This window comes from Microlunatus elymi, assembly GCF_007362775.1.
Taxonomy (GTDB): Bacteria; Actinomycetota; Actinomycetes; order Propionibacteriales; family Propionibacteriaceae; genus Microlunatus; species Microlunatus elymi.
This window is the reverse complement of the sequence record NZ_CP041692.1, coordinates 1,088,083-1,110,533: the sequence shown is the minus strand read 5'-3', so window position 1 is coordinate 1,110,533 and position 22,451 is coordinate 1,088,083. Positions and strand designations below refer to the sequence as shown.

Below are 22,451 nucleotides of genomic sequence, written 5' to 3'. Positions count from 1 at the left end.
GGGGGCTGGTTCTGATCGGGTGTGCCCGGGATGCTCAGACTTGTGCCATGAATCCCAGACACCGGTCGGTTCGTATTGGTTTGGCGCGTCGCTCCAACGGTCCTCGCAACGGTTTTCGTCGGACGGCGGTGCCGCCGGCGGTGGAGCTGGCCGCGCAGTGGGCGTGGCGGTTCTTGGTGGTCGTCGGGGCGATCGCGGTGTGCGTTTACCTGGTGGCTTCGCTGAGTGAGATCGTGATCCCGGTTCTGGTCGCGCTGTTGGTGTGTGCGTTGATTTCTCCGCCGGTGCAGTTCCTTCGACGGCATCGGTGGCCGAAGGTGCTCGCGATCCTGGCGGTGCTGGTGGGCCTGTTGCTGATCGTGGGTGGTTTGGCTTTGCTGGTGACGACCCAGATCCGTTCCGGTCTGCCTGGCTTGGAGGCGCGGTCGGTGGCGCGGTACAACAGCTTCCGCACCTACCTGCGGGTCGGACCTCTCCATTTGAGTGATACTGCTCTGGCCGCCGATCTGGACAAGGCGATCCAGGCGATGAAGAAGAACGGCAGTGCCATCTTTGGCGGCGCCTTGTCCGCCGGCGCCACGGTCGGCCGGATTGTCGCTGGTGCTTTGATCACGCTGTTCTCGACGATCTTCATGCTCATCGACGGTGCCGTGGTGTGGGGTTGGATCGTCGGGTTGTTCCCGCGCCCGGCACGACCGGCCGTTGATGGCGCCGGCCGGGCGGGATGGTTGACGTTGAGCGCGTTCGTCCGCGTGCAGCTCCTCGTCGCGGCCGCCGACGCTGTCGGGGTCGGGTTGGTCGCATTCTTCCTGGGCCTGCCGGTGGTGGTGCCGCTGGCGGTGCTGGTTCTGCTGGCCTCGTTCGTGCCGCTGGTCGGTGCGATCGCGACCGGCGTGCTGGCTGTACTGATCGCCCTGGTCTACCTCGGACCGCTGCAGGCGGTGATCATGCTCGCCGGCGTTGTGGTGGTCCACCTGATGGAGTCCCACGTCCTGCAGCCGCTCGTGATGGGCTCCGCCGTCCGGGTACATCCGCTCGCGGTGGTCCTCGCCGTCGCCGGCGGCTCCTTCATCGCCGGGATCCCCGGTGCGCTGTTCGCCGTCCCGGCCGCCGCAGTCATCCACACCATGATCAGCTACGTCGCTTCCGGAACCTGGCGTCAGGCGACCCCTTCCCCGCGCCGGTTTGTCCGTCAGCGGTCGAACGCCGCCCGATAATCTCATCCGGTTTCGGTCGGCGTGCGGTTCGTCGTGTTGGGAGCCGTTCGGTGGGTACTGTCGAGAAGAAGCCATTACCTGGTGCCCTAGACCTCGGCCCCATATTGGGCAATCCATACCTCCCATCGCTCGCTGATCGGATGGGTCGGGACCGAGGGTGATCATGATGACTGTTCAGGCGGCACGCCCGGCTCGAGTTGATCGGGCACAGGATCGGTATACCGGCAGTTACACGCAGCTGTCTGCTGCGGTGAAGGAATCCGGGCTGTTACAGCGCCGGTACGGCTATTACTGGACCAAGATCTCGCTGACCGTTGTCGCGCTGGCGGGCGTGGTGGCCGGGATGGTGCTGCTGGGTGATTCCTGGCTGCAGCTGCTGCTGGCGGCGGTACTCGCGGTCATTCTGACCCAGTTTGCGTTGCTCGGCCATGACGCGGCGCACCGGCAGATTTTCCGGACCTCTTGGGCGAACGAGTGGGCCAGCCTGGGACTGGGCAACCTGCTCGGCGGTTTCAGCCTAGGATGGTGGCAGCACAAACACAGCTCCCATCACGCGAATCCGAACAAGGCTGGGAGTGATCCCGACGTGGCCCCCGGTGTGTTGGCCTTCACCCCGTACGCGCGGGCCGAACGGCACGGGCTCGGTCGGTATCTGGCTGATCGCCAGGCCTGGTTCTATTTCCCGTTGTTGATGTTGGAGGGGTTGAACCTGCACGTAGCGAGTATGCGTCGGGTGGTCAGCCGGACGCCGATGAAGCGCCGTCGGTGGGAACTCGCGTTGCTGCTGATCCGCCACTTGGGGTATCTCACCGGTCTGTTGTTGATCATGCCGCCCGGCACGGCGGCCGCGTTCCTCGGCGTGCAACTCGCGTCGTACGGGCTCTATCTCGGTGGTGCGTTCACCCCGAACCACATCGGTATGCCGACGGTGCCGCCGAATCTCAAGATTGACTTCCTGCGCCGCCAGGTGCTGATGTCGCGCAACGTCAGCGGCGGATGGCTTGTGCACTTCCTGCTCGGCGGCCTGGACTTCCAGATCGAACATCACCTGTTCCCGTCGATGCCTCGACCGAATCTGCGCAAGCTCCAGCCACTCGTTCGCCAAGTGTGTGCCGAGAACAAGATCACCTACACCGAGAAAAGTCTCCCCGCTGCGTACGCAACCGTGCTGCGGTACCTGAACAAGGTCGGGTTGGCCGCCCGGGACCCATTCGGATGTCCGCTCGCCGCCCAAATGCGCGGTGCCGGCCCCGATCTGCTCGACCGACAAACGGCCCGACCAACTCGATAAACATCAACTTCGACAAACACCAACAAGGAGTCAGCTATGACCGTACCGACCAATATCGGTGAATGGCGCGACAAAGACGTCCTGATCGACGCCGATGAGAAGCTCGGCAAGCTTGCCGACATTTACTACGACGCCGAGACCGACGAGCCCGTCTTTCTAGCGGTCAGGACCGGAATGCTGAGCCAAAAGCAGGTCCTGGTACCAGCCCGCGACCTTGTCACCTCACCCGACTACATCACGCTCCCGTGGACCAAGGCCGATGTCGACGGCGCCCCCACCACCCGCTCGGGCGAAGAGCTCCCGGTCGAGGATGAAGAACGCGCCTTCCGCCACTTCGGCCTGGACTACACACCACCCGCATCGACAAGCGGCCGACGCCTCGTCCGCCGCTGAACCACACCGTCGGCGGCCCCGCACGGCTGGGGGCTGCCGGGCGGAGGGGAGAGCGGACCATGGTGACCAGAGCGATGGCAATCTGCCTCGCATCGCTGCGACGCAACCATCAGGCGAACCAGGACGGCCTGTCCAGCCTCGCCTCCTCCGCCACTGCTGCGGTGTTGGGCGTAACAGGGGTCGGTGCCTCGGTCGCCTCAGTCGTCTTGGGCGCTGCTGAACGCGTCCCGACTCTGACCTGGGGGGATGACCCCGTAAGCCGGCGGCTCGCGGACTTGCAGTTCACCACCGGCGAAGGGCCCGCGATCGACGCGATCGAGGCAGGTGCCGCAGTGTTTGCACCGGATCTGGCCGAACTATCGCAGGTCCGGTGGCCGGCCTTCACCGCCGAGGCGATAGCTCTCGACGTGCGGGCCGTGTTCGCCCTGCCCCTGCAACTTGGCGCCATCAAGGTCGGCGTGCTGGTCCTGCATCGAGACAAACCCGGCCCGCTGTCCACACCTGCCCTCGGTGACGCTGTCGCGTTGGCGGATGCCGCCACATCGATCCTCCTCTCCGCGGCTGCCCTCGCGCCGGAAATGGACGACGATCTGCTCGACCAGCAGCAGATGGTGGTCTTTCAGGCCACCGGGATGATCAGTGTCCAACTCGGAATCGACCTGACCGAGGCATTGATCAGACTGCGCGCCCATGCCTACGGCAACAACCGGATGACATCAGAGGTTGCGGAAGACGTCGTAGCACGGCGACTACGATTCGACGAGGGTCAACGATGAGTAATCGACGCCAACGCAACTGACGCAACCAACGTGCGACTAACGCTATCTGGCGCCTCACGTCTGGTTCAGGGAGCAAGGGGATTGGTGTGACCAACGCGGCGGTGCAACGGCTGGCAGAAGTCTTCGTCCAACTCGCCGACACGCTGGTCGAAGACTTCGATGTGATCGACTTCCTGGACACCCTCACCGTTCGGTGCGTCGAATTGCTGGATGTCGACGCCGCCGGTGTCGCCCTCGCCGACTCACAGGGTCGGCTCCGTTCCGCCGCGGCATCGATGGAGCAGGCCCGGCTGCTCGAACTCTTCGAATTACAGACCGACGCCGGCCCCTGCGTCGACGCCTACCGCAGCGGCAAACCTGTCGTCAACGCCGACCTGACCGCAAACGAGAAACGGTGGCCACAATTCGCCACCGCTGCCAAGCAGACAGGATTCGTCTCCGTCCACGCGCTGCCCATGCGACTACGCGGCCAGGTCATCGGCGCATTGAACCTGTTCTGCATCCACGCATCCGACCTCGCCGAGCCAGACCAGCGAGTCGGCCAAGCACTGGCCGACATCGCCACCATCGGCATCCTCCAACATCGCGGCACCCAGCAAGCAGAAATCGTCACCAACCAGCTGCAGACCGCGCTCAACAGCCGACTAATCATCGAACAAGCCAAAGGCATCCTCGCCGAGCGCGGTGACCTCACCATGGACCACGCCTTCGAAGCGATGCGCGCCCACGCACGCCAAACACACCAACGACTCTCCGACCTGGCCCGCGCCATCACCGAACACTCCTCTCAAACCGCTGAAATCCTCCAATCCCCTGCGGGCGGGCCACCGTGACAGGCCGATCCTCTGCCGACCGCCCGGTCACCGGGCCTTGCCGCACGATCACCGGGCACCAGACGACCCGTTCATCAGTGCCCGATTAGCGATCCCTGCCGGACGTGATGTCGGGTCGTGATCTTTGAGATTTCCCCGAAATCGTGAAGGGTTTCGGTTTAGGCCGCTGCCGGTTGGTCAGCGGTGATCATCTCGTATTGGTCGGGTGGCAGCAAGGCCGCGCCGCTGTGCCGTCGTTGGACGTTGTAGAACTGGTGGCACCAGGCCAGGACGACAGCCCTGGCTTGGGCTTTGGTTTCGAAGTGGTGGCGGGACAGGACTTCGTGTTCGAGGGTGGAGAAGAACGACTCCGCTGCCGCGTTGTCGAAACAGGATCCGACCCGTCCCATCGACTGTCGGATCCCGAGTTTCTTCTTACACAGCAGGGAAAAGTCCTTCGCTGTATACGTTGATCCACGGTCGGAGTGGAAGATCACACCCTCGATGTGGTCCCGGCCACCGCGGACCGCCGCGGCGATCTTGATCGCATCACAGACCAATGGCGCGTCGGGGTGATCGCTGATCGGGCAGGCCAGCAGCTTGCGCGAGAACAAGTCGATCACCGTGGCCATGTAGAGCTTGCCCTCATCGGTCGGAATCTCAGTGATATCGCCACACCATTTGCAGTTCGGCGCCCGGGCGGAGAAGTCCCGCTGCACCAGGTCCGGGAACTTGGCCGCCTTGCGGTCCTGTTTGGTCAATCCCTTACGGTGTTTGCGTTTTCTGCCCTGCAGGCCTTGGCGGGTCATCGAGTCGGCGACCGTGTTGTGGCCCACCCTCCAGCCGGCATCGACCAGATCCCGGTGGATCCGCGGTGAGCCGTAGGTACGACCGGACGCCTCAAACATGGCCAGCACCGCAGCATCCAGCTCGCGGCGCCGCTGCTGTCGGTCGGTGACCGGGGACTTGATCCACTTGTAGAACCAGCCCACACTCAGGCCGAGGATGGCGCAGCAGACCGCGATCGGGACGCGGTAGAAGGTCCTCTGGTCGGCGATGAAGCGTGCCACGCTCACCTCATCGCCTCCTTCACCCACAGGACCACGGAACGCTTGAGAACATCACGCTCCATCCGCAGCTCGGCGTTCTCAGAGCGCAGCCGCTTCAACTCGTCAAGATCATCTTTGGACAGGCTATTGACGCCTTCACGCTGTTCACGGTCCCGGGCCACCCAGTTGCCCAGGGTGCCCTCGTTGACCCCCAGGTCACGGGCGACCTGCGCGATCGACTTGTTGGACTCGTGCACCAGCCGCACAGCGCCCTCGCGGAACTCCGCGTCGAACTTCCGTCGCTTCTCTGGCATGACAACTCCTCATAGTGCATGCCTTCACGAAAGTGGGGGATTTCCACTTCGTTTTCGCCGGCGAACCGCTACGGACACCAGCAAGGTCGTGATCTTTGGTGATGCAGGGGAACTTGAACCGGGTGGACTCCGGCTCGCTGTTGAAAGTGTCCCGCCGATCACGCGGCGAGGTCCCTGGCCGGGCAGGTCACGAACCGCTTACGGGCGGCCAGTCGCGGCTGTTGCTGGTTAGCTTGCTGACGAACGGTCGAGGCATCGGTCGAGCATGCTGAATCCGAGTTCGATGAACTCGCGATCGTGCTGAAGCCGATCGTGCAGGGAGTTCGCTACCTGTTGGGCTGCCTCGGCGGTCGTCTGATCGACCTTCCCGCTGGTGAGGGCAGTGTCTAGCTCGTCCTGATCGACGATGCCGCTGTCGCCGTTTCGCCACCACAGGTCGAGCTCGAGGTCGGTGTAGCGGAACCCCTCGCTGGTTTCTTCGACAGGCAGCGTTACATCAATGGCGATCCAGCGCTTGTCCTGAAACCACCAAGCGGTCCACCACTCGCCGGGGACGAGCAGTTGGACGCCAGCGGTGTTGTGGTGGGTGTACAGCTCACCGGTGTCGTAGTAGACGGCGGTTCCTTCGGGAGCGTACAACCATGACGCCTCGGGGGTCGTCTGGATCGAAACGCTCTGATGTGTGCGGACTGCTCCGCCGAGTTTGATCTTGGTTACCGACCGTTGACTACCGAGTTCCGTCACGGCTGCAGCGTAGCGACACGTTGTCAGGTGCCCGGTGCTCGATCCGCTTCCAGCGACGATGCCTGATCGTGATCTCGGTGTCCTCAGAGGAACCTCTTCCGGCACATGCACGCCGTGGTCGTTCTGGGCTGATCGGGTGGCTTCACTTCACGAAGAAGGAAATTACGTTCGGCGCCGCAGCATGGATGTTGCAGGATGCCTGTCGTGTCAATGCCAGTTGCGACGCCACGTCGGGGAGTGCGGTCGTGGTGGTTCGACGATCCCGCAGACCTCCCGGGACGCCTGCCTGCGTCGACGGCCGGAGTGCTTGAAGTCGCCGAGCGCATCGCCTCGGGAAGCGAGGTACGAGATCTCGGTGGTCACTTCAGCCTGAACCTCCATCTTCGCGAACCGGGCCTTGTGCTGCGCGTTCATCAGCCGTTCGTGTCGCGTCAGCGATTGCTCGGCTTGCAAGCCGTGCGTCGCCATCTGGCCAGCGTGGGCGTGCAGGTTGCGGTCGCGATCCCCTGGGAAGGTAAGACAGTGTTTCGCTGCGCCGACCGTTGGGCGGAACTCGAGCCGTATATCCCGCACGAGGCCGCAACGCCCAGCGCGGACGCGTGCACTGCGGTGCTGTCTGACCTGGGGACGATCGACCGCCACCTCGCAACCTTCACCGGCCAGCTGACAAGACCGGTGATCGCAACGTGGGCCACCGGGTCGGCGTTGCGTCGATGGCTGGCGGCGACCCGAGATGCGGTCGCGGCTGACCGCGACGCAAGTCACTTGGTCGAACAGCTGGTGGCGCAGAGTCGGACCGTCGCCCGGCGATGGGTGCCCGCCCGCGATCTCGTGTGTCAGGTCATCCATGGCGACGGAAAGGCGAATAACCTGCCCCGGACCGGTGCAGGAGAGTTGGTCGCGCTGGACTTCGGATTCGCCGCCCGCCGACCCCGAGTACATGATCTTGCCTACAGTCTCAACTGGGCCATCGCAGTTCTCGGCCCGACCGCGACAGACCAGATTCCGGTTTGGATCAAGACCTTTGAAGCGGGCACCGGCAGTCGGCTGACCTCGGCCGAGCTGCGGGCGCTGCCCGTCCTCGGGGCCGCGATAGCGCTTTACAGGCCGGCTGTGTCTGGCTACAACCCCGATCCGGTCAACGACCTGATGAACCAGACAGGCTCACTACAGAAGGCCGCCTGGTGGCTCGATCAATAGCCTCGGACCACTGATGCCCCGATGAAGGATCGTCTGTGACGCAGCGACTCCGCGCTGACCGGCGTGCCCGGTCAGGTTGCCCGGAGGGTCTGCCCGCCAGGGCCGGCTTGCGGGGCGGCGTACGGCGATGTCGGCTGGGGAACGTCCAACGGGCACCTATGTCGGTGACGAGTGGCTTGCAGTCAGGTGGGGGGTGTCGCGTGGCCCGCGATTTGCCACCTGTTCCGGGTGAGGTGTGATCGGTTGGAGTCTGGCTTGATGGGACTCGGTGGTCTGTCCAGGGCCATGGGTGCGCGGGAAGGGTGTTATGGCGACCGTTGGGGCTGTGGATCGGTTGGGGATTGAGGCCTATTTGGTCGGTTTTCCTCTGGTGTTCAATTTGGATCAGGTGACGCGTTACGTGACCTCGGGCGTGGGGAGTAATCCTGCCGCGGACTGGAACACGTTCAGTCACGCGCGGCAGTTGGCGACGCCGGCGGACACGTTCGTCACGATCAACAACGACACCGTGTATTCGATGGCCCAGATTGACCTGTCGGTCGGTCCGGTCCGGTTGCATGTACCGGAGGTCGGCGACCGCTACTACGTGCTGCAGTTCGTAGATGCGTGGACCGACAACTTCGCCTACGTCGGTAAGCGGGGTACGGGTCCCGGCCCCGGCGATTTCCTTCTGGTTCCGCCGGGCTGGGACGGTGAGGTTGCCGATGAGGTGGCGGTGATCCGCTTCCCGACCCGAGTTGGTTCGATTGTCGGGCGGTGGGCGGTGTCGGGTGATGATGATCTTGCGGTCGTGCACGCCTTGCAAGACGCCACAACCTTGACACCGGCTGATGAGTCGGCGGTCCCGGTGGGGTTGCCGCCGATCGAGCCGGACCTTTCGGAGGGTTTGGCCTTCTTCGAGAAGATGCGGCTGTGGTCGCAGGCTTTCCCACCGGCACCGCGGGACCAGCCGCTGTTGGCCGCTGTCGCAGAACTGGGCTTGACCGGGGACGTTCCGGTCGGCCGGCTGGCGTCGCCGACGCAGGATCGGCTGGAAGCCGCCTACGCCTCGGGGGGTGCGGCGTTGGACCGGATCGAGCACTCGGGCAACAGCCCGAAGGTGAACGGCTGGACGCTCACCTTGCATGTCTTCGACTACAACCTCGATTACTTCGAGGTCGGCACCGTCGATTCTGATGAGTGGAAACTCACCGACCCGAAGATCCGCCTCGCCGAACGAGCGGCGGCGGCGTTGGGCGGGTTGTGGGGCAACCACGGCTACGAAGCCGCCTACGTGATGACCTACGTCGACTCCGATGATCACCAGCTCGACGGCACGAACACCTACCGGCTGCGGCTGTCGCCGACTCCGCCGGTGGGTGGGTTCTGGTCGCTGACGATGTATGACGTGCCGAACTTCTTCCTGGTGGACAACGAGATCGGTCGCTATTCGATCGGGGACCGAACTCCGGGCATCACCGCCGACCCCGATGGCGGTATCACCATCACCATCAGCAATACCGAGCCCACCGATGCGCACGAGCGGGCGAACTGGCTTCCGGCGCCGGCGGGGCCGTTCCGGCCGGTGCTGCGGATGTACATCCCCGACCCGGCGATCTTCGACGGCAGCTACCAGATCCCGCCGATCGAACGGGTCCGGTAGCCGATGGGTTGCCGTTCGTTGATGGGCCTGTTCGAGGCCGAACGGCTCGATCCTCGAGCAGCGCAGCCTACGCAGGTTTCCCGACGCATCACCCGCATCGAATGATGGAGCCCCACTGATGTCCGATCTTGTCGCCGACGCCTACGTGTTCGGCTATCCCTTGGTGTACAACCTCAATGCGCTGCAAGCGATCGCGCGCAACGGCATGGGGTCGCTGCCACCGACCCCGTTCAACCGGTTCGGATTCGCGCAGCAGCTCGCCACCCCGGCCGACCCGTTTGTCAGCGTCAACAACGACACCGTGTACGCCCTGGCTCAGCTTGACCTGTCCGGCGGACCCTTGCGGCTGCACGTTCCCGACACGGCCGGCGCCTACTACGTCCTGCAGTTCGTCGACGCCTGGACCAACAACTTCGCCTATGTCGGTCGCCGAGCCACCGGCACCAGCGAAGCCGAATACTTGATCACCCCGCCCGGATGGTCCGGAGACACCGGCGGCCTCGACGTCATCAGCGCACCCACCAACATCGTCAGCATCGTGGGCAGGCTCGCCTGCGACGGCCTCGACGACCTGCCGCGCGTCCTGCAACTCCAGCAGCACTTCACCCTCAGCCCGGTCGACGGCAACACCACGCCGGCCGGGATCCCCTCAGCCGATGCCGATCTCTCCAAGCCTCTGCACTCTTGGGAGCAGCTGCGCCTTTGGTCACAAGCCAACCCGCCTACAGGTTCCGAAGACCAAGCCTACCTCGCCACCCTCGACTCCCTCGGCCTGCTGGACCCCGACAGCCCCTATCCCGGCGCGTCCGAGGAGTTGGTACAGCTCCTCACGGCGGGACTCATCACGGGCAAGCAACGTGTGGAAGAAGCAGCGAAATCGGGCGACCCGGACGCCGTCAACGGCTGGCAGATGAGCCTGCACCTGTTCGACTACAACCGCGATGCCTTCAGTATCGGCACCATCGACTCCGACGAATGGAAGATCGCCGATCCCCTAACCGCCTACCTGGACCGCGCCGTCGCCGCCCGCAACGCACTCTGGGGAAACCACGCCTACGAGGCCGTCTACCCCCAGATCTACGTCGACAGCGACGGCGAACAACTCACCGGCAGCCACCGCTACACGATCACCTTCACCCAACTGCCACCGGTGGACGCGTTCTGGTCCATGACGATGTACGCCATGCCCGAGTACTTCCTCGTCGACAACCCCATCGGCCGCTACTCCATCGGCGACCGCACCCCCGGCATCCGATACGGCGACGACGGATCACTCACCCTCTACCTGCAACACCAGCAACCCGACGCTGAGCAGGCAGCCAATTGGCTCCCCACCCCAGACGGTGACTTCCGGCCCATGATCCGGCTCTACCAACCCCGCCCAGAAATCCTCAAAGGCAAATTCGCACTGCCACCGATCCGCCGAGTCGACTAACCCAAACGGACACCTCCTCCACACCCGCAGCGCAAACGGCATGTCGATGGGTAGGGACTGTAATTTTAACGGTGTAACTCCTGAGACGAAGGAGACACCTGTGACTGACGTGACGAGTAGGGATGTGGCTGCTGCTGACGGGCAGGAGCTGTCGGCCAGCGATCAGCAGCTGGTGCGCGAGCTGACCGATCGGGCCCGGGCCAACGGGTTGCAGCTGACCGGTCAGGGCGGCTTGCTGGGCCGGCTGACGAAGATGATCGTCGAGGGCGCCCTGGAGGGTGAGATGGATGATCACCTGGGGTATGCCAAGCATGATCCGGTCGGCCGGGACGGCGGTAACTCCCGCAACGGCTACCGGGCCAAGACGCTGTTGACCGAAGCCTGGAGTGTCGCGGCTTTAGGGCCGGTCCTTTTCGAGAGGATCGGTTGTCATGCCGAAGCAGTATCCGAAGCAGCAGCGGGACCGTGCAGTGCGGATGGTCCAAGATCATTTAGACGAGTACGACAGCCCGTATCTGGCGTGCAAAGCGATCGCGCCGAAGGTCGGAGTCGGAGTGGAATCGCTGCGCCGGTGGGTGCAACAGGCCCAGATCGATGCCGGCGAGCAGCCGGGCACCACGAGTGTGGAGAGGGCCCGGATCAAGGAGCTGGAGCGGGAGAACCGTGAGCTGCGCGAGGCCAACGAAATCTTGAAAGCAGCATCGGTTTTCTTCGCGGGGGAACTCGACCCCCGACGCCGATGATCGTCGAGTTCATCGACGCGCAACGTCGATGCGGTCACCGGATCTTCCTTATCTGCAGGGTATTACTCGAGTTCGGGATCAGGTTCAGCGAACGAGCCTACCGCAAGGCCAGGACCCGGCCACCGGCCGACCGTGACCTGGACGATGCGGTCGTGGTCGAGGCGCTGCTGGCCACCCGCCGGCCCGACCCGGTCACCGGCCGGCCACCGAAGGAACGGTTCTACGGCCGCCGGAAAATGACCCGCTGGCTACGCCGCCAGGGCCTGGACGTGCCCTACTGCCAGGTCGACCGGCTGATGCGCCAGGAAGGCCTCAACGGGCTGCGCCGAGGCAAGCAGAAGACCACCACCATCCGCGACCCCAAGCGCCCAGCCGCCACCGACCTGTTGAACCGCAACTTCACCGCAGCGGTGCCCGATCAAGTCTGGATCGCCGACATCACCTACGTGTCGACCTGGTCCGGCTGGTGCTACACCGCCTTCGTCGTGGACGTGTTCTCCCAACGCATCCTCGGCTGGGCAGTCGCCACCACGATGGGCGACCGGTTGGTCCGCGACGCCCTGGCGATGGCGGTCTGGCAGCGTGACCACCAGGGGCATCCGATCGCCGACCAGCTCGTCCATCACAGTGACAAGGGCAGCCAGTACACGTCGATCCGGTTCGGCGAATCCCTTACCCACAACGGAATCCGGCCCTCTACCGGTAGCGTCGGAGACTCCTACGACAATGCCCTGATGGAGTCGATCAACGGACTCTACAAGAACGAATGCATCAGACCCGAAGGGCCCATCAAAACCCTGCTCGACGTCGAATACGCCACCGCCGAATGGGTCGACTGGTGGAACCACGACCGGCTCCACTCCAGCCTGGGCTACCTCATCCCTGCCGAGTACGAGGAAGCCCACTACGATCACCTACTGAACCTGCTCCAACCGGAGCCGGCCCACCCATAACCGACCGGCCCGAAACCCGTGGCGCTTCAGCCGGGCCGGTTGATGTTTCGGTGCCGCGGGACCGGGACGGCAGTTTCGAGCCGACGATCGTGGCGAAGCGGCAGCGGCGACTGTCTGGGGTGGAGGACCTAGTGATCTCGCTGTCGGCGAAGGGACTCACGACCGGGGAGATTTCGGCGCACCTCGCCGAGGTGTATGGGGCGGAGGTGTCGAAACAGACGATCTCGACGATCACCGACCGGGTGATGGAGGGGCTGGCCGCCTGGCAGTCTCGTCCGTTGGACCCGGTGTATGCGGTGCTGTTCATCGACGCGATCCAGGTCAAGATCCGGGAGGGTGAGGTCTGCAACCGGCCGATCTACCTGGCCCTGGGTGTCACCGCCGACGGTGAGCGTGACGTGCTCGGCCTGTGGGCCGGTGAGCACGGCGACGGGGAAGGTGCCAAGTACTGGCTGCGAGTGCTGACCGAGATCAAGAATCGTGGCACCAACGATGTGTGCATGCTGGTCTGCGACGGGCTGACCGGACTCCCTGACGCGGTGTCGGCGGTGTGGGACAAGACGATCGTGCAGACCTGCATCGTGCATCTGCTGCGGAACTCGTTCAAATACGCCTCGAAGAAGGACTGGGGGTCGGTCGCCAAGGACCTGAAACCGGTGTATACCGCCGCCTCCGAGGCCGAAGCGCTGGACCGGTTCGCCGACTTCAGCTCCAAGTGGGAGAAGCGTTACCCGGCGATCATCCGGCTGTGGACCAACGCTTGGGCAGAGTTCGTCCCATTCCTGCAGTTCGACCGCGAAATCCGCACCGTGATCTGCACGACGAATGCGATCGAGTCGATCAACGCCCGACTCCGGCGAGCGGTCAATGCCCGCGGTCATTTCCCCACCGAGCAGGCAGCGCTGAAGTGCCTGTACCTGGCGATCATGAGTCTCGATCCGACCGGCCGAGGACGCAAACGCTGGACCAACCGATGGAAGGCAGCACTCAACGCCTTCGACATCACCTTCGACGGACGCCTATCCGCCGGACGCAACTAACAAGATCAAAAATCAGTTACACCGAAAACTTGACAGACCCGATGGGTAACGCAATCTGCCCGGTCACTGATCCACTTGCGGCGCGGTCTCACCCGGTCTGGGCAGTGACTCTGTGGTGTTCACTTGTCCACCAGGGCGCGGAATTGGTGAGCAGTTCAACCGCTTTATGGTGATCGTCAAGTGTGTCAGGAGGGTTGCCGGTCAGCCGGCCCCAGCCGAGCCGGATGCTGGCGGCTACTTCGTCGGTGTGGCCGGGATAGAAGGCGGTGATGACTCGCTGCATGGTTATCGGGTCGCTTGTCCAGCCTGGCCAGCGGAATAGGACGCAGGTGTAGGCCAGCCGGGTGATTCGTCGACCGACCCGCTGCCGGATGAAGTCTGGCCGTGATGTCGTCGGTTCGTTCAGCGCGGCGGTGAGCCGGGTGAAGGCGGCCTGGGTTCCGCTGGTGATGTGCCGGGCCAGCTCGATGCTCGGGTACTGATCGGGCAGCTCATCGGCCAGATCCGGTCCCCACAGCGGCGTGCAAAGACATGAGATCTGGAACGCGTTGTCGTACCGCTCGGCCGCAGACAGCAGTCGAGGACGGCCCGCGACAATGATGCCGACCTCGTTGACCAGGTCGGTGTCCTGGTCGAGCTCGGCGGCAAGCCGGCCGATCGCGGTGCGATCTGTCTCGGTCGGCTCGCTGTGCAGGACGACCTCCATATCGAGGTCTGACTGGCCGACGACGGCGGTGCCGCGAGGAATGCTGCCGTACAGGTAGATGCTGTGCAGGCGTCGGTCAAGGAGTTGTCGGAGGGCCGACGCAGCCTCGGCTACAAGAGGGGCGAAGGCTGCATCGACGCGGTTGATGTCTCCTTCGCGGCGGATCCGGCCATGCTCGTCTAGTCCGTTATCGAGACCCTCAAGCCCCGGCACAGGCGTGTTGTGGTCAACGTTCGGCGTCACGGATCGACATCGCATCACAACCACGGATGCCCACGCGACCCGATTCCGTCACCGGGCCCGGCGGAGGATCCGCTTGCGACAAGGAATTGATCATGGTCGGATCAGCTTGGCGTCGCGCCGTAAGCCGAACCCTCTACGGGTCGCGATGAGACGTGCTCAGTGGCCGAACGGTTGGAGCCAGGCTCGTAGCGCGTCGGCCAGCGGTGCGGGTGCGTCGTAGTGGATCAGATGGCCTGCATTGGGGACAGTGCGCAGACTCGCGTCGGGGATCGCATCGGTGAGGCGTGACGCGCGGTCGAGAGGGATCCAGGTGTCCTGCTCACCCCAGATGATATGGACGGGCAGATCGATGTCGGACAGTCGATCTTCGAGTTCGCGGGTGAAGCGTTCATCGGCCTGGGCGATCTGGCGGTAGAAGGCGGCCTGGCCCTCCTCGGTAAGCCATGGCGCCGTCAGTTCGGCGAGCTCATCGGCATCAAGGCCCCGAAAGCTCGCGGTTTGGATGTAGGCCGCCAACGCGCCCGCGTGCACCGCAGCCGGGAGTGCCGCGAAGACGTCGGTGTGGTCATGGACGAGGCGGAAGAAGCGCGAGCCCCACGGCCTGAGAGCGACGACGTCGACCAGGCACACCGATGCGAAGTCCGCTCCATGGAGGAGCAGTGCTCGCAGGGAGACAGCGCCTCCGAAGTCGTGCGCGACCACGTGCGGCGGGTCGATCTTCCACTCAGCGAGCAGGTCGGTGAACACTTCGCCCTGGGTGGCCAGGTCCACGTCGTGGTCGGGGTGCTTTGAGGATTGGCCGTAGCCGGGCATGTCCCACAGGTACACGCAGAAGTCTCGGCTCAGGGCGTCGGCGAAACGCGCCCAGGTCTTCGACGACCACGGGGTGCCATGACAGAACACCACTGGTTGGCCTGAACCGATGCGCGACCACGCAACGTCGCGTCCCTTCCAGGAGAACGTCTCGGTGAGATCCACCCGAGGGATCTTGCCATCCAGGTACGGCCGCCCGCTACGCGACTGTCGCAGCCAACGTGCCCCGTCGCGGTGTGCCGAGAGACGATCGGCTTCCGCGACGAGTTGATCATGGCCGGATATGGCTGGCTCCGCGGTGTTGTGTCACGGTGGCGGTATGGCTAGATGGGTGGCCGGGTGAGCCGGTCGATGCAGATGATGTTCCGGCCGAGGTTCCATCCTGGCGACATCGTGCTGCGCCGGGAGGTGCTGCACGGGCAGCTTTGGATGGAGCATCCGGTCACGGTCATCGATGATCGCGGTGACGAATTCGCTGTGCTGCTTCAGCCGGGCTCGCAGTTCACCTTCCATGACCATCCCCAGGGCGTGCATCCCTGGTCGGGGCAGTCGGAGTGGCGAGGACCTGAGGTACTGCAGCTTTATCGGGTCGGCCTGTGGTACTCGGTGTGGCTGTTCTTTGATCAGGGACGATTCCGGAACTGGTACATCAACTTTGAGGCACCGGTTGTCGGCGACGAAGGGGGATTCGACACCGACGATTACGGGCTGGACTTGATCGTCAATCCCGGCCAAGAGGTTGTCTGGAAGGATGTCGATCACCTCGATGTGATGATCGGGAACGGTCGGCTCAACTCATCGAAAGTCTTGGGGGTGTTGGCGGCCGCACGGCAGGTTGCCGACCTGGTCCGTCGTGACGATCGGTGGTGGTCATCATGGGACGGCTGGACGCCGGCCGGCGGTCCAGGTTGCCGTTAACGGCCTGCCCACCACCAGCAGTTGGTCGCTGACCCTCGCCGCCCGCTGCGGGCGCGCGGTGGTGGTGCGCGTGAACTGTCCGGTGAGGGGACCTCGCCGCGTGGTCACCGGGCACCCGACTCAGTTCCAGAGCGCGCCCGGATCCGGATCGATCACCGGGCAGCCGCCGAGTCCTTGGGCATCGCAGCTCCCGTTGGTTGGTGGTTCAGACGTGTCGGCGCATGACGATGAAGTCGCCTCGGTGGTAGGGATCGGTGGCGCTGCGGTAATCGTCGCGTTGGATTGCTGTGAAGCCGGCTTTCTCAAACATCGACATGTTCCCCATATGTCCCATGGTTCTGGTCGAGTTCAGGCAGGCGCTGACTTCGCCGATGGCGGGGAGCTCTTTGGTCGGCCAGTTGTCGCGCAGATACTCAGCCACCTGCGGCGAACGCCAACGGAAGGTTCGCCGCAACTTCCGTAGTGTCGGGTCGTCGTGCGGGAACGCCATCGGAACAGCTTCGATCCAGCCGCCGCCCCGCTTCTTGATCGCGGCTACGGCCGCGTTCAGCGCACGCGTTGCCACACCCTGTCTGCGATGGTCCATCCGGGTGGTGAAGCAGTTGATCACCCACTCGGTGGTGTCGAGCCGGGCATAGATCGTGTCGGGATCGGATTCCTCACTCGGCACCGGCAACTCATCCACCCGGCCGAAATGGCACCAACCGACAGGATCCCCGTCGGCATAGACCAGGATTCCGTGAGCCTGGCCCTTGCTGACCAGGTCTCGGACCGCGGCGGCCTCACGCTTGCGCATCAGTTCCTGATGCGGGAAGTGTTTCCGGGACCGATCCGGCGCGCTTCCGAGTCGCACGGCGCGCTGCTGCGCAGTGCCGGACACCGACGACAGATGCCGACCGAAGAAATACAGCGTGCAGGCACAACCGTGTACCTGGGAGAAGAACTGCTCGAAATCATCAATGGTCCGCATCGACAGTTCCCGCGTCGTGAAGCGGACCACTCGCTCGTTCATGTCGCCTCCATGATCATTCGGCCAATCATGATCAACACCTCAGCACAGGCAGAACGGATGGCCGTGCGGATCCAGCATCACCCGAACGTGCTGCTGCGGCTGGTGTTCGGCCTGGCTCGCTCCCGCCTCGATCGCCCAGGCGACCGCCGCCTCCAGGTCATCGACGCCGATATCAAGGTGCATGGTCGCGGTCTGCCGACCGTGTTGGCTTGGCCACACCGGGCGCGAATGTGCTACGTCTTCCTCGATGTTGATCGTCGGCCCGGTCTCGCCCTCGGGTGGACGCAACTGCACCCAGCCTCCCTTCGGACCGACATCCACGATCGGCCAGCCGAGGAGCCGACGATAGAAATCGGCCAACTCCCGGGCCCGCTGCGGCTCGGAGGTGATCGTCACTGCGCCGACATTCAGGGCAGGTTGCTGCATCTGACTCAACTCCCGTGATCAGGCAATTGTGGGTGACAGCCAGTGACAGCATCCCAATTCGTATAAGACACCCTGTGTCCTATACGTGGGAGATTGTCTTGTATGCGCGCCGATCGTCTGCTCCGAATCGTGTTCCGCCTCCAAGGTCGGCGGCTGGTCACAGCCTCCACGCTCGCCCGCGAACTCGAGGTCTCCACCCGCACCATCCGCCGCGACATGGAGGCGCTCTCCGCTGCAGGGATACCGGTCTACTCGACTCGTGGCGGTGCCGGTGGCTGGTCGTTGGTTCAGGAATACCAAACCAGCCTCACCGGCCTGAATGCCAGCGAAGCATTGGCCACGATCATCGGCCACCCCAGCGGCATCCTCACAGACCTCGGACTCGATGATCCAGGGGAAGAACTTGTCCTAAAACTCCTGGCCGCGGTTGCCCCCGCGGCCCGCGAGCAAGCCGAGCACGCCCGGCAACGGATCCACATCGACCCCGACCTCTACTGGGAGCCGGTCGCCAGCAATCCCAGCCCCAAGCTCCGGCAACTGGTCGCCGCCAGTTGGGACGACCGGATGGTCGAACTGCGCTATGGAAGCGGCAACACCGTCAGCCAGGTGGCTCCGTACGGGCTGGTGCGCAAGGGAACCCGCTGGTATCTCATCGCCCAGGTCCATGATCAGGTTCGGACCTATCGCATCTCCCGGATCCACGAACTGACCGTCACCGAAGCCACCTTCAGCCGCCCCACCACCTTCGACCTGGCTACGCACTGGCGCAAGTCACAACAGGAATACACACGACGGTTCGGCTCCTACCCGGTCCGGCTCCGAATCCGCGGTGAGGCCCTCGCCCGAGCCGGCTGGGCCCACGCCCGAAGCAAATCTCTCGGCACACCCGACCCCGACGGCTGGGTTGAAGCCGAGTTCGACACCGAAGACTGGGACGGCGCCATCGGACTCCTCGGAGGCCTCGGTGCCGACGTCGTCGTGCTCGCACCCCATCGTCTCCGACGCGAAGCACTCGCCAACGCCACCCGATTCCTCAAACTGAACCGCTGAACCTACGGCCCGCAAGAGGATCGTCTGTGACGCAGCGACTCCGCGCTGACCGGCGTGCCCGGTCAGGTTGCCCGGAGGGTCTGCCCGCCAGGGCCGGCTTGCGGGGCGGCGTACGGCGATGTCGGCTGGGGAATCTCCACCGGGCAGGGATCGACGGCGTCGGGTTCAGGTGGCACCATCGAGGACATGGCAGCGGTGAGTCTGGGTGCAGTGGCCCGAGAGATCGCCGAAGCGTTGGAACGGTCAGACATCAGCATGGTCCAGTCGGTGCTGTCGGTTCGGGCACGGGATTGGGACTGGGTACCGGAGGAGTGGATCGCAGACGTCTGGCGTCCCCGGCTCGATGATCTGGCAGGAGCCGACCGGACACTGGTCGGACAGCGGCACGTCAATAACGTCTTGGGACGGGTCGTGTTCGAAGGCTCCCGTGGCCAGGCATTCGTCACGGTGCTATTCGACGAGGCCGGCAAGATCGACGGCTTCGCGATCAAGCCGGACGAGCTGGACGGCACCTTTGGGATCGTCGTCGGGTGCGACGACGAGGATGCCGAACGGTTGCGGGCGTTCTACGACCTTCTCGCCCGTGCACCCTTGGGATTCGGCGAGGGGCTGGGCCGCCGCCCCTCCTGGCAGGATCCAGAAGCACCACAGCAGATCCATCTCGACTTCGTTGTCACAGACTTGGAAGACACAGAAGCCGTGGTGCTGGGCCATGGGGCGGTGGCGCTCGAGGACTTTGATGATCATCGCGTGTTCACAGATCCGGTCGGACATCCGTTCTGCCTGTATCCAGACACCGACGGCCGAGCTGTGGGCCCTGACCGATTGGGAGTCTTGGCCCGCGTGGTGATGGATTGCGACGATCCGGAACTACTGGCGAGGTTTTGGTCGGCCGTACTCGACATGCCGAATCGAGCCGAGGACACGGCGCACCGCATTGTGATCACAGGCGAGACTCCGAGCTTGCCGATGCTCGCCGCGCAGTCGGTCGAGGACTACCGGCCGCCACAATGGCCCGATCCGCTGCATCCGGCTCAGATGCACCTGGATATCGGCTTCGACGACCGGACAATGAAGGAACGGGTAGCACTCAGCCACGGTGCGAGCCGACTGCCGGCGCAAGGTGGCAGCTGCCCGGTCTACGCCGACCCTGCCGGTCACCCCTTCTGCCTTTGCTACACCGGCGAGTAGCAGCCGCGACTCGCCGGGAGGGCAGGTGACCCGTGCCCGATCCCCGCTACGGTCTGTGCATGCTGCGTGCGTTGGTCGCTGGTGAGAACCCGCCGGACTGGGCGGATGCGGCAGCCCGCGATGCTGGGATCGAGTTCGTGCGGGTCGGCGATGACCAGGTGCAGGACGAGGCTGTGGCTTACGTCATGAACTCATTTGGTCGGCATGAACCAGAGCCGGTCACCGTTGACGTGCTCGCGCGGATGCCAAAGCTACGGATCGTCGTCTACCTGGGCCAGTCGCAGGAACCCCAGGACTACACGAGCTTTGTCGATCTCGATGCGATCCGGTCTGCAGGGGTTGCCCTGGCCACGACTCCTGCTGGTGACGCGGTCGCTGAGGCTGCGATCGGGATGATGATCGCTGCAGACCTGGACCTGGTGGCCGCAGCAACTGTCTCGTCCTCAGTGATCAACCGCCGAGGGCTTTCCGGGGCGACGCTGGGGATTGTCGGCCTCGGGCAGATCGGTCGACGAGTGGCCGAGATCGGGGTGGCGATGGGAATGAAGATTTGCTACACCTCTCGTCACGAACACCCCGAGGAGGTAGGGGGAAATCTTCACGCCCAACGCCGCGGGCTGGATGACCTGTGCGCGGAATCGGATTTCATCAGCGTGCACACGTCCAACAGTGCCCCAGCGGGCCTGATCGGTACGGCACTCGAGCGTGCCCGCGGTGCTGTCTTGATCAACTCGGCGTCCGCTCCAAAGCTTGTCGATCCCGCAGCACTCCTGAACACACTAGAGTCGGGAAACCTTCGTCGTGCTGTCGTGGAAGGCCGTTACGGGGAGCCGTGGCAAGACCGCTTGACGAGGCTCGGACCACACCGGTTCGTCTCGGTACCGCTATACAGCTCTTGGGACACGCCTGCAGCGCGCGAGGCGGGCTGGAATCAGGCAATCGCTGCGCTATCGGCTGCCAGCGACGGCCTGGTCATACCGAATCGCCTCGTCTAGACGCTCGACGGTCAACCCTGCCCGGTCATGGATCGTCTGTGACGCAGCGACTCCGCGCTGACCGGCGTGCCCGGTCAGGTTGCCCGGAGGGTCTGCCCGCCAGGGCCGGCTTGCGGGGCGGCGTACGGCGATGTCGGCTGGGGAACGATCACCGGGCGGGCTATGCCATGGCGTTGGTTTGGTTGTTGTGGAGTGTGCTGGCTTGGTAGGGGAGGCGTTCCCAGGCTGGGGTGTGCATGCCGGTATCGAACTCGTCGCGGAAGTATTTGATCGCTGAGTTGATGGGACTGACGGCGGCGTCGCCGAGGCCGCAGAACGCTTTGCCACCGATGTTGTCGCACAGGTCGAGAAGTTTTTCGATGTCGCCGGGTTGGCCTTGGCCTGCTTCGAGTCGCTGGAGGATCTGGACCAGCCACCAGGTCCCTTCGCGGCAGGGTGTGCATTTGCCGCAGGATTCGTGCTTGTAGAACTCCGACCACCGCAACACGGCCCGGACCACGGAGGTGGTTTCGTCGAAGACTTGGATGGATCGGGTGCCGAGCATCGACCCGGCGCCGATGACGGAGTCGTAGTCCAGGGGCAGATCGAGGTGTTCGTCGGTGAAGATCGGCGAGGACGAGCCGCCGGGAGTCCAGAACTTGAGCCGGTGCCCTTTGCGGATACCGCCGGTGAAGTCAAGGAGTTGCCGCAGGGTCGTGCCGAGAGGAACCTCGAACTGGCCGGGGTGGGTGACGTGACCGGAGACGGAGAAGATACCCATCCCGGGGCTGCGTTCGGTGCCGAGGGCTTTAAACCAGTCGGATCCGTTGCGGATGATCACGGGCACGGTGGCGATGGTTTCGACATTGTTGATCACGGTCGGGGAACCGTAGACACCAGCGACGGCGGGGAACGGCGGCCGCAGGCGGGGTTGGCCACGTCGGCCTTCGAGGGATTCCAACAGGGCGGTTTCTTCGCCGCAGATGTAGGCGCCGGCGCCGGGGTGGACGATCAGGTCCAGGTCGAACCCGGAGCCGAGGATGTTTGTGCCGAGGTAGCCGGCGGAGTAGGCCTCGGCGACGGCTTGTTGGAGTCGGCGGATCACGTGCAGCACTTCACCGCGGATGTAGATGAAGGCGTTGTGGGCGCCGATGCCATAGCAGGTGACGGCGATGCCCTCGACCAGCTTGTGGGGCGAGGCCATCAGCAGCGGCATGTCCTTACAGGCGCCGGGTTCTGACTCGTCGGCGTTGACCACCAGGTAACGCGATTTGGACATGTCGGGGTCGAGCAGGCTCCATTTCATCGCGGTGGGGAAACCTGCACCGCCGCGCCCTCGCAGGCCGGAGTCCTTGATCGTTTGCACGACATCAGCCGGATCGCCGGCCAGCACATGGCGCAGTGCCTGGTAGCCGTTGTTGCGTTCGTAGTTCTGCAGTCTCCAAGCGCGGGGTTGTGCCCAGTCCGCGGTCAGTTGCGGGGTGATGGGATCAGTCATCCTTGACT

At 64.3% G+C, this 22,451-nt stretch carries 21 protein-coding genes and 2 pseudogenes; 15 read left to right on the top strand and 8 right to left on the bottom strand.

What is annotated here, in order from left to right:
- Window positions 1–47: 47 nt before the first annotated feature.
- The 5 genes from FOE78_RS04930 (at window position 48) to FOE78_RS04910 (ending at window position 4,513) form a co-directional block, all read left to right on the top strand.
- Window positions 48–1,217: an AI-2E family transporter gene (locus tag FOE78_RS04930; protein WP_210414814.1), complete on the top strand. Its 1,170-nt coding sequence runs from the start codon at window positions 48–50 to the stop codon at window positions 1,215–1,217.
- Between the two features lie 166 nt (window positions 1,218–1,383).
- Window positions 1,384–2,508 carry a fatty acid desaturase family protein gene (locus FOE78_RS04925; RefSeq protein WP_143988553.1) on the top strand — a complete coding sequence of 375 codons (1,125 nt, stop codon included), beginning with the start codon at window positions 1,384–1,386 and terminating at the stop codon, window positions 2,506–2,508.
- Between the two features lie 36 nt (window positions 2,509–2,544).
- Window positions 2,545–2,901, top strand: a complete 357-nt coding sequence (locus FOE78_RS04920) for a PRC-barrel domain-containing protein (RefSeq protein ID WP_143985314.1) — start codon at window positions 2,545–2,547, stop codon at window positions 2,899–2,901.
- A gap of 59 nt (window positions 2,902–2,960) precedes the next feature.
- Window positions 2,961–3,677 (top strand): GAF domain-containing protein, encoded by a 717-nt coding sequence (locus FOE78_RS04915; RefSeq protein ID WP_143985313.1) that lies wholly within the window; start codon window positions 2,961–2,963, stop codon window positions 3,675–3,677.
- Window positions 3,678–3,766: 89 nt separating this feature from the next.
- Window positions 3,767–4,513: a GAF and ANTAR domain-containing protein gene (locus FOE78_RS04910; RefSeq protein WP_228266052.1), complete on the top strand. Its 747-nt coding sequence runs from the start codon at window positions 3,767–3,769 to the stop codon at window positions 4,511–4,513.
- A gap of 158 nt (window positions 4,514–4,671) precedes the next feature.
- On the opposite strand, the gene FOE78_RS04905 is transcribed toward FOE78_RS04910, so the two are convergent.
- The 3 genes from FOE78_RS04905 to FOE78_RS04895 all read right to left on the bottom strand — a co-directional run bounded on the left by FOE78_RS04905 (window position 4,672) and on the right by FOE78_RS04895 (window position 6,599).
- Window positions 4,672–5,568 (bottom strand): IS3 family transposase, encoded by an 897-nt coding sequence (locus FOE78_RS04905; protein WP_143984784.1) that lies wholly within the window; start codon window positions 5,566–5,568, stop codon window positions 4,672–4,674.
- Window positions 5,565–5,855 carry a transposase gene (locus tag FOE78_RS04900; RefSeq protein WP_143984785.1) on the bottom strand — a complete coding sequence of 97 codons (291 nt, stop codon included), beginning with the start codon at window positions 5,853–5,855 and terminating at the stop codon, window positions 5,565–5,567. The genes FOE78_RS04905 and FOE78_RS04900 overlap by 4 nt, the downstream gene beginning before the upstream one ends.
- A gap of 228 nt (window positions 5,856–6,083) precedes the next feature.
- Window positions 6,084–6,599: a DUF402 domain-containing protein gene (locus FOE78_RS04895; protein ID WP_168207385.1), complete on the bottom strand. Its 516-nt coding sequence runs from the start codon at window positions 6,597–6,599 to the stop codon at window positions 6,084–6,086.
- A gap of 303 nt (window positions 6,600–6,902) precedes the next feature.
- On the opposite strand from FOE78_RS04895, the gene FOE78_RS04890 reads away from it, so the two are divergent.
- The 6 genes and pseudogenes from FOE78_RS04890 to FOE78_RS04865 all read left to right on the top strand — a co-directional run.
- Window positions 6,903–7,799 (top strand): phosphotransferase enzyme family protein, encoded by an 897-nt coding sequence (locus FOE78_RS04890; protein ID WP_168207384.1) that lies wholly within the window; start codon window positions 6,903–6,905, stop codon window positions 7,797–7,799.
- Between the two features lie 268 nt (window positions 7,800–8,067).
- Entirely contained in the window at window positions 8,068–9,441 is a 1,374-nt protein-coding gene (locus FOE78_RS04885) for a DUF1254 domain-containing protein (RefSeq protein ID WP_210414813.1), read from the top strand.
- Window positions 9,442–9,586: 145 nt separating this feature from the next.
- The gene (locus FOE78_RS04880; protein ID WP_228266051.1) at window positions 9,587–10,876 is read left to right on the top strand and encodes a DUF1254 domain-containing protein; all 1,290 of its coding nucleotides are present in this window, start codon (window positions 9,587–9,589) and stop codon (window positions 10,874–10,876) included.
- Window positions 10,877–10,916: 40 nt separating this feature from the next.
- Window positions 10,917–11,204 (top strand): annotated as a pseudogene (locus FOE78_RS24695) (hypothetical protein); the annotation flags it as partial.
- 103 nt (window positions 11,205–11,307) lie between these two features.
- Window positions 11,308–12,572 (top strand): IS3 family transposase gene (locus FOE78_RS04870; protein ID WP_143985309.1). Its coding sequence is split into 2 segments (ribosomal slippage): window positions 11,308–11,581 and window positions 11,581–12,572, totalling 1,266 coding nucleotides; the frame shifts between segments, so codons are not numbered across the junction.
- 5 nt (window positions 12,573–12,577) lie between these two features.
- Window positions 12,578–13,612, top strand: a pseudogene (locus FOE78_RS04865) (IS256 family transposase); the annotation flags it as partial.
- An 88-nt stretch (window positions 13,613–13,700) separates the two neighbouring features.
- Here the strand turns inward: FOE78_RS04865 and FOE78_RS04860 are convergent.
- Both FOE78_RS04860 and FOE78_RS04855 read right to left on the bottom strand, forming a co-directional pair.
- On the bottom strand, window positions 13,701–14,561 hold the full coding sequence (locus FOE78_RS04860; protein WP_143985308.1) for a nucleotidyltransferase domain-containing protein: 861 nt from the start codon (window positions 14,559–14,561) through the stop codon (window positions 13,701–13,703).
- Window positions 14,562–14,717: 156 nt separating this feature from the next.
- Complete coding sequence (locus FOE78_RS04855; RefSeq protein ID WP_143985307.1) at window positions 14,718–15,539, bottom strand: alpha/beta fold hydrolase; 822 nt, start codon at window positions 15,537–15,539, stop codon at window positions 14,718–14,720.
- Window positions 15,540–15,713: 174 nt separating this feature from the next.
- Between FOE78_RS04855 and FOE78_RS04850 the strand changes: the two genes are divergently transcribed.
- Complete coding sequence (locus tag FOE78_RS04850) at window positions 15,714–16,292, top strand: DUF402 domain-containing protein (RefSeq protein ID WP_168207383.1); 579 nt, start codon at window positions 15,714–15,716, stop codon at window positions 16,290–16,292.
- Window positions 16,293–16,497: 205 nt separating this feature from the next.
- Here the strand turns inward: FOE78_RS04850 and FOE78_RS04845 are convergent, their stop codons facing one another.
- The gene (locus tag FOE78_RS04845) at window positions 16,498–17,304 is read right to left on the bottom strand and encodes a GNAT family N-acetyltransferase (RefSeq protein WP_143985305.1); all 807 of its coding nucleotides are present in this window, start codon (window positions 17,302–17,304) and stop codon (window positions 16,498–16,500) included.
- 39 nt (window positions 17,305–17,343) lie between these two features.
- On the bottom strand, window positions 17,344–17,730 hold the full coding sequence (locus FOE78_RS04840) for a VOC family protein (protein WP_143985304.1): 387 nt from the start codon (window positions 17,728–17,730) through the stop codon (window positions 17,344–17,346).
- A gap of 102 nt (window positions 17,731–17,832) precedes the next feature.
- On the opposite strand from FOE78_RS04840, the gene FOE78_RS04835 reads away from it, so the two are divergent.
- The 3 genes from FOE78_RS04835 to FOE78_RS04825 all read left to right on the top strand — a co-directional run bounded on the left by FOE78_RS04835 (window position 17,833) and on the right by FOE78_RS04825 (window position 20,966).
- Window positions 17,833–18,780, top strand: coding sequence for a helix-turn-helix transcriptional regulator (locus FOE78_RS04835; RefSeq protein WP_143985303.1), 948 nt, complete (start codon window positions 17,833–17,835; stop codon window positions 18,778–18,780).
- A 210-nt stretch (window positions 18,781–18,990) separates the two neighbouring features.
- Window positions 18,991–19,971, top strand: coding sequence for a VOC family protein (locus FOE78_RS04830; protein WP_210414812.1), 981 nt, complete (start codon window positions 18,991–18,993; stop codon window positions 19,969–19,971).
- A gap of 59 nt (window positions 19,972–20,030) precedes the next feature.
- Window positions 20,031–20,966 (top strand): NAD(P)-dependent oxidoreductase, encoded by a 936-nt coding sequence (locus FOE78_RS04825; RefSeq protein ID WP_143985301.1) that lies wholly within the window; start codon window positions 20,031–20,033, stop codon window positions 20,964–20,966.
- Between the two features lie 160 nt (window positions 20,967–21,126).
- Here FOE78_RS04825 and nuoF read toward each other — a convergent pair whose 3' ends face one another.
- On the bottom strand, window positions 21,127–22,443 hold the full coding sequence (nuoF, locus tag FOE78_RS04820) for an NADH-quinone oxidoreductase subunit NuoF (RefSeq protein WP_143985300.1): 1,317 nt from the start codon (window positions 22,441–22,443) through the stop codon (window positions 21,127–21,129).
- Window positions 22,444–22,451: the final 8 nt, after the last annotated feature.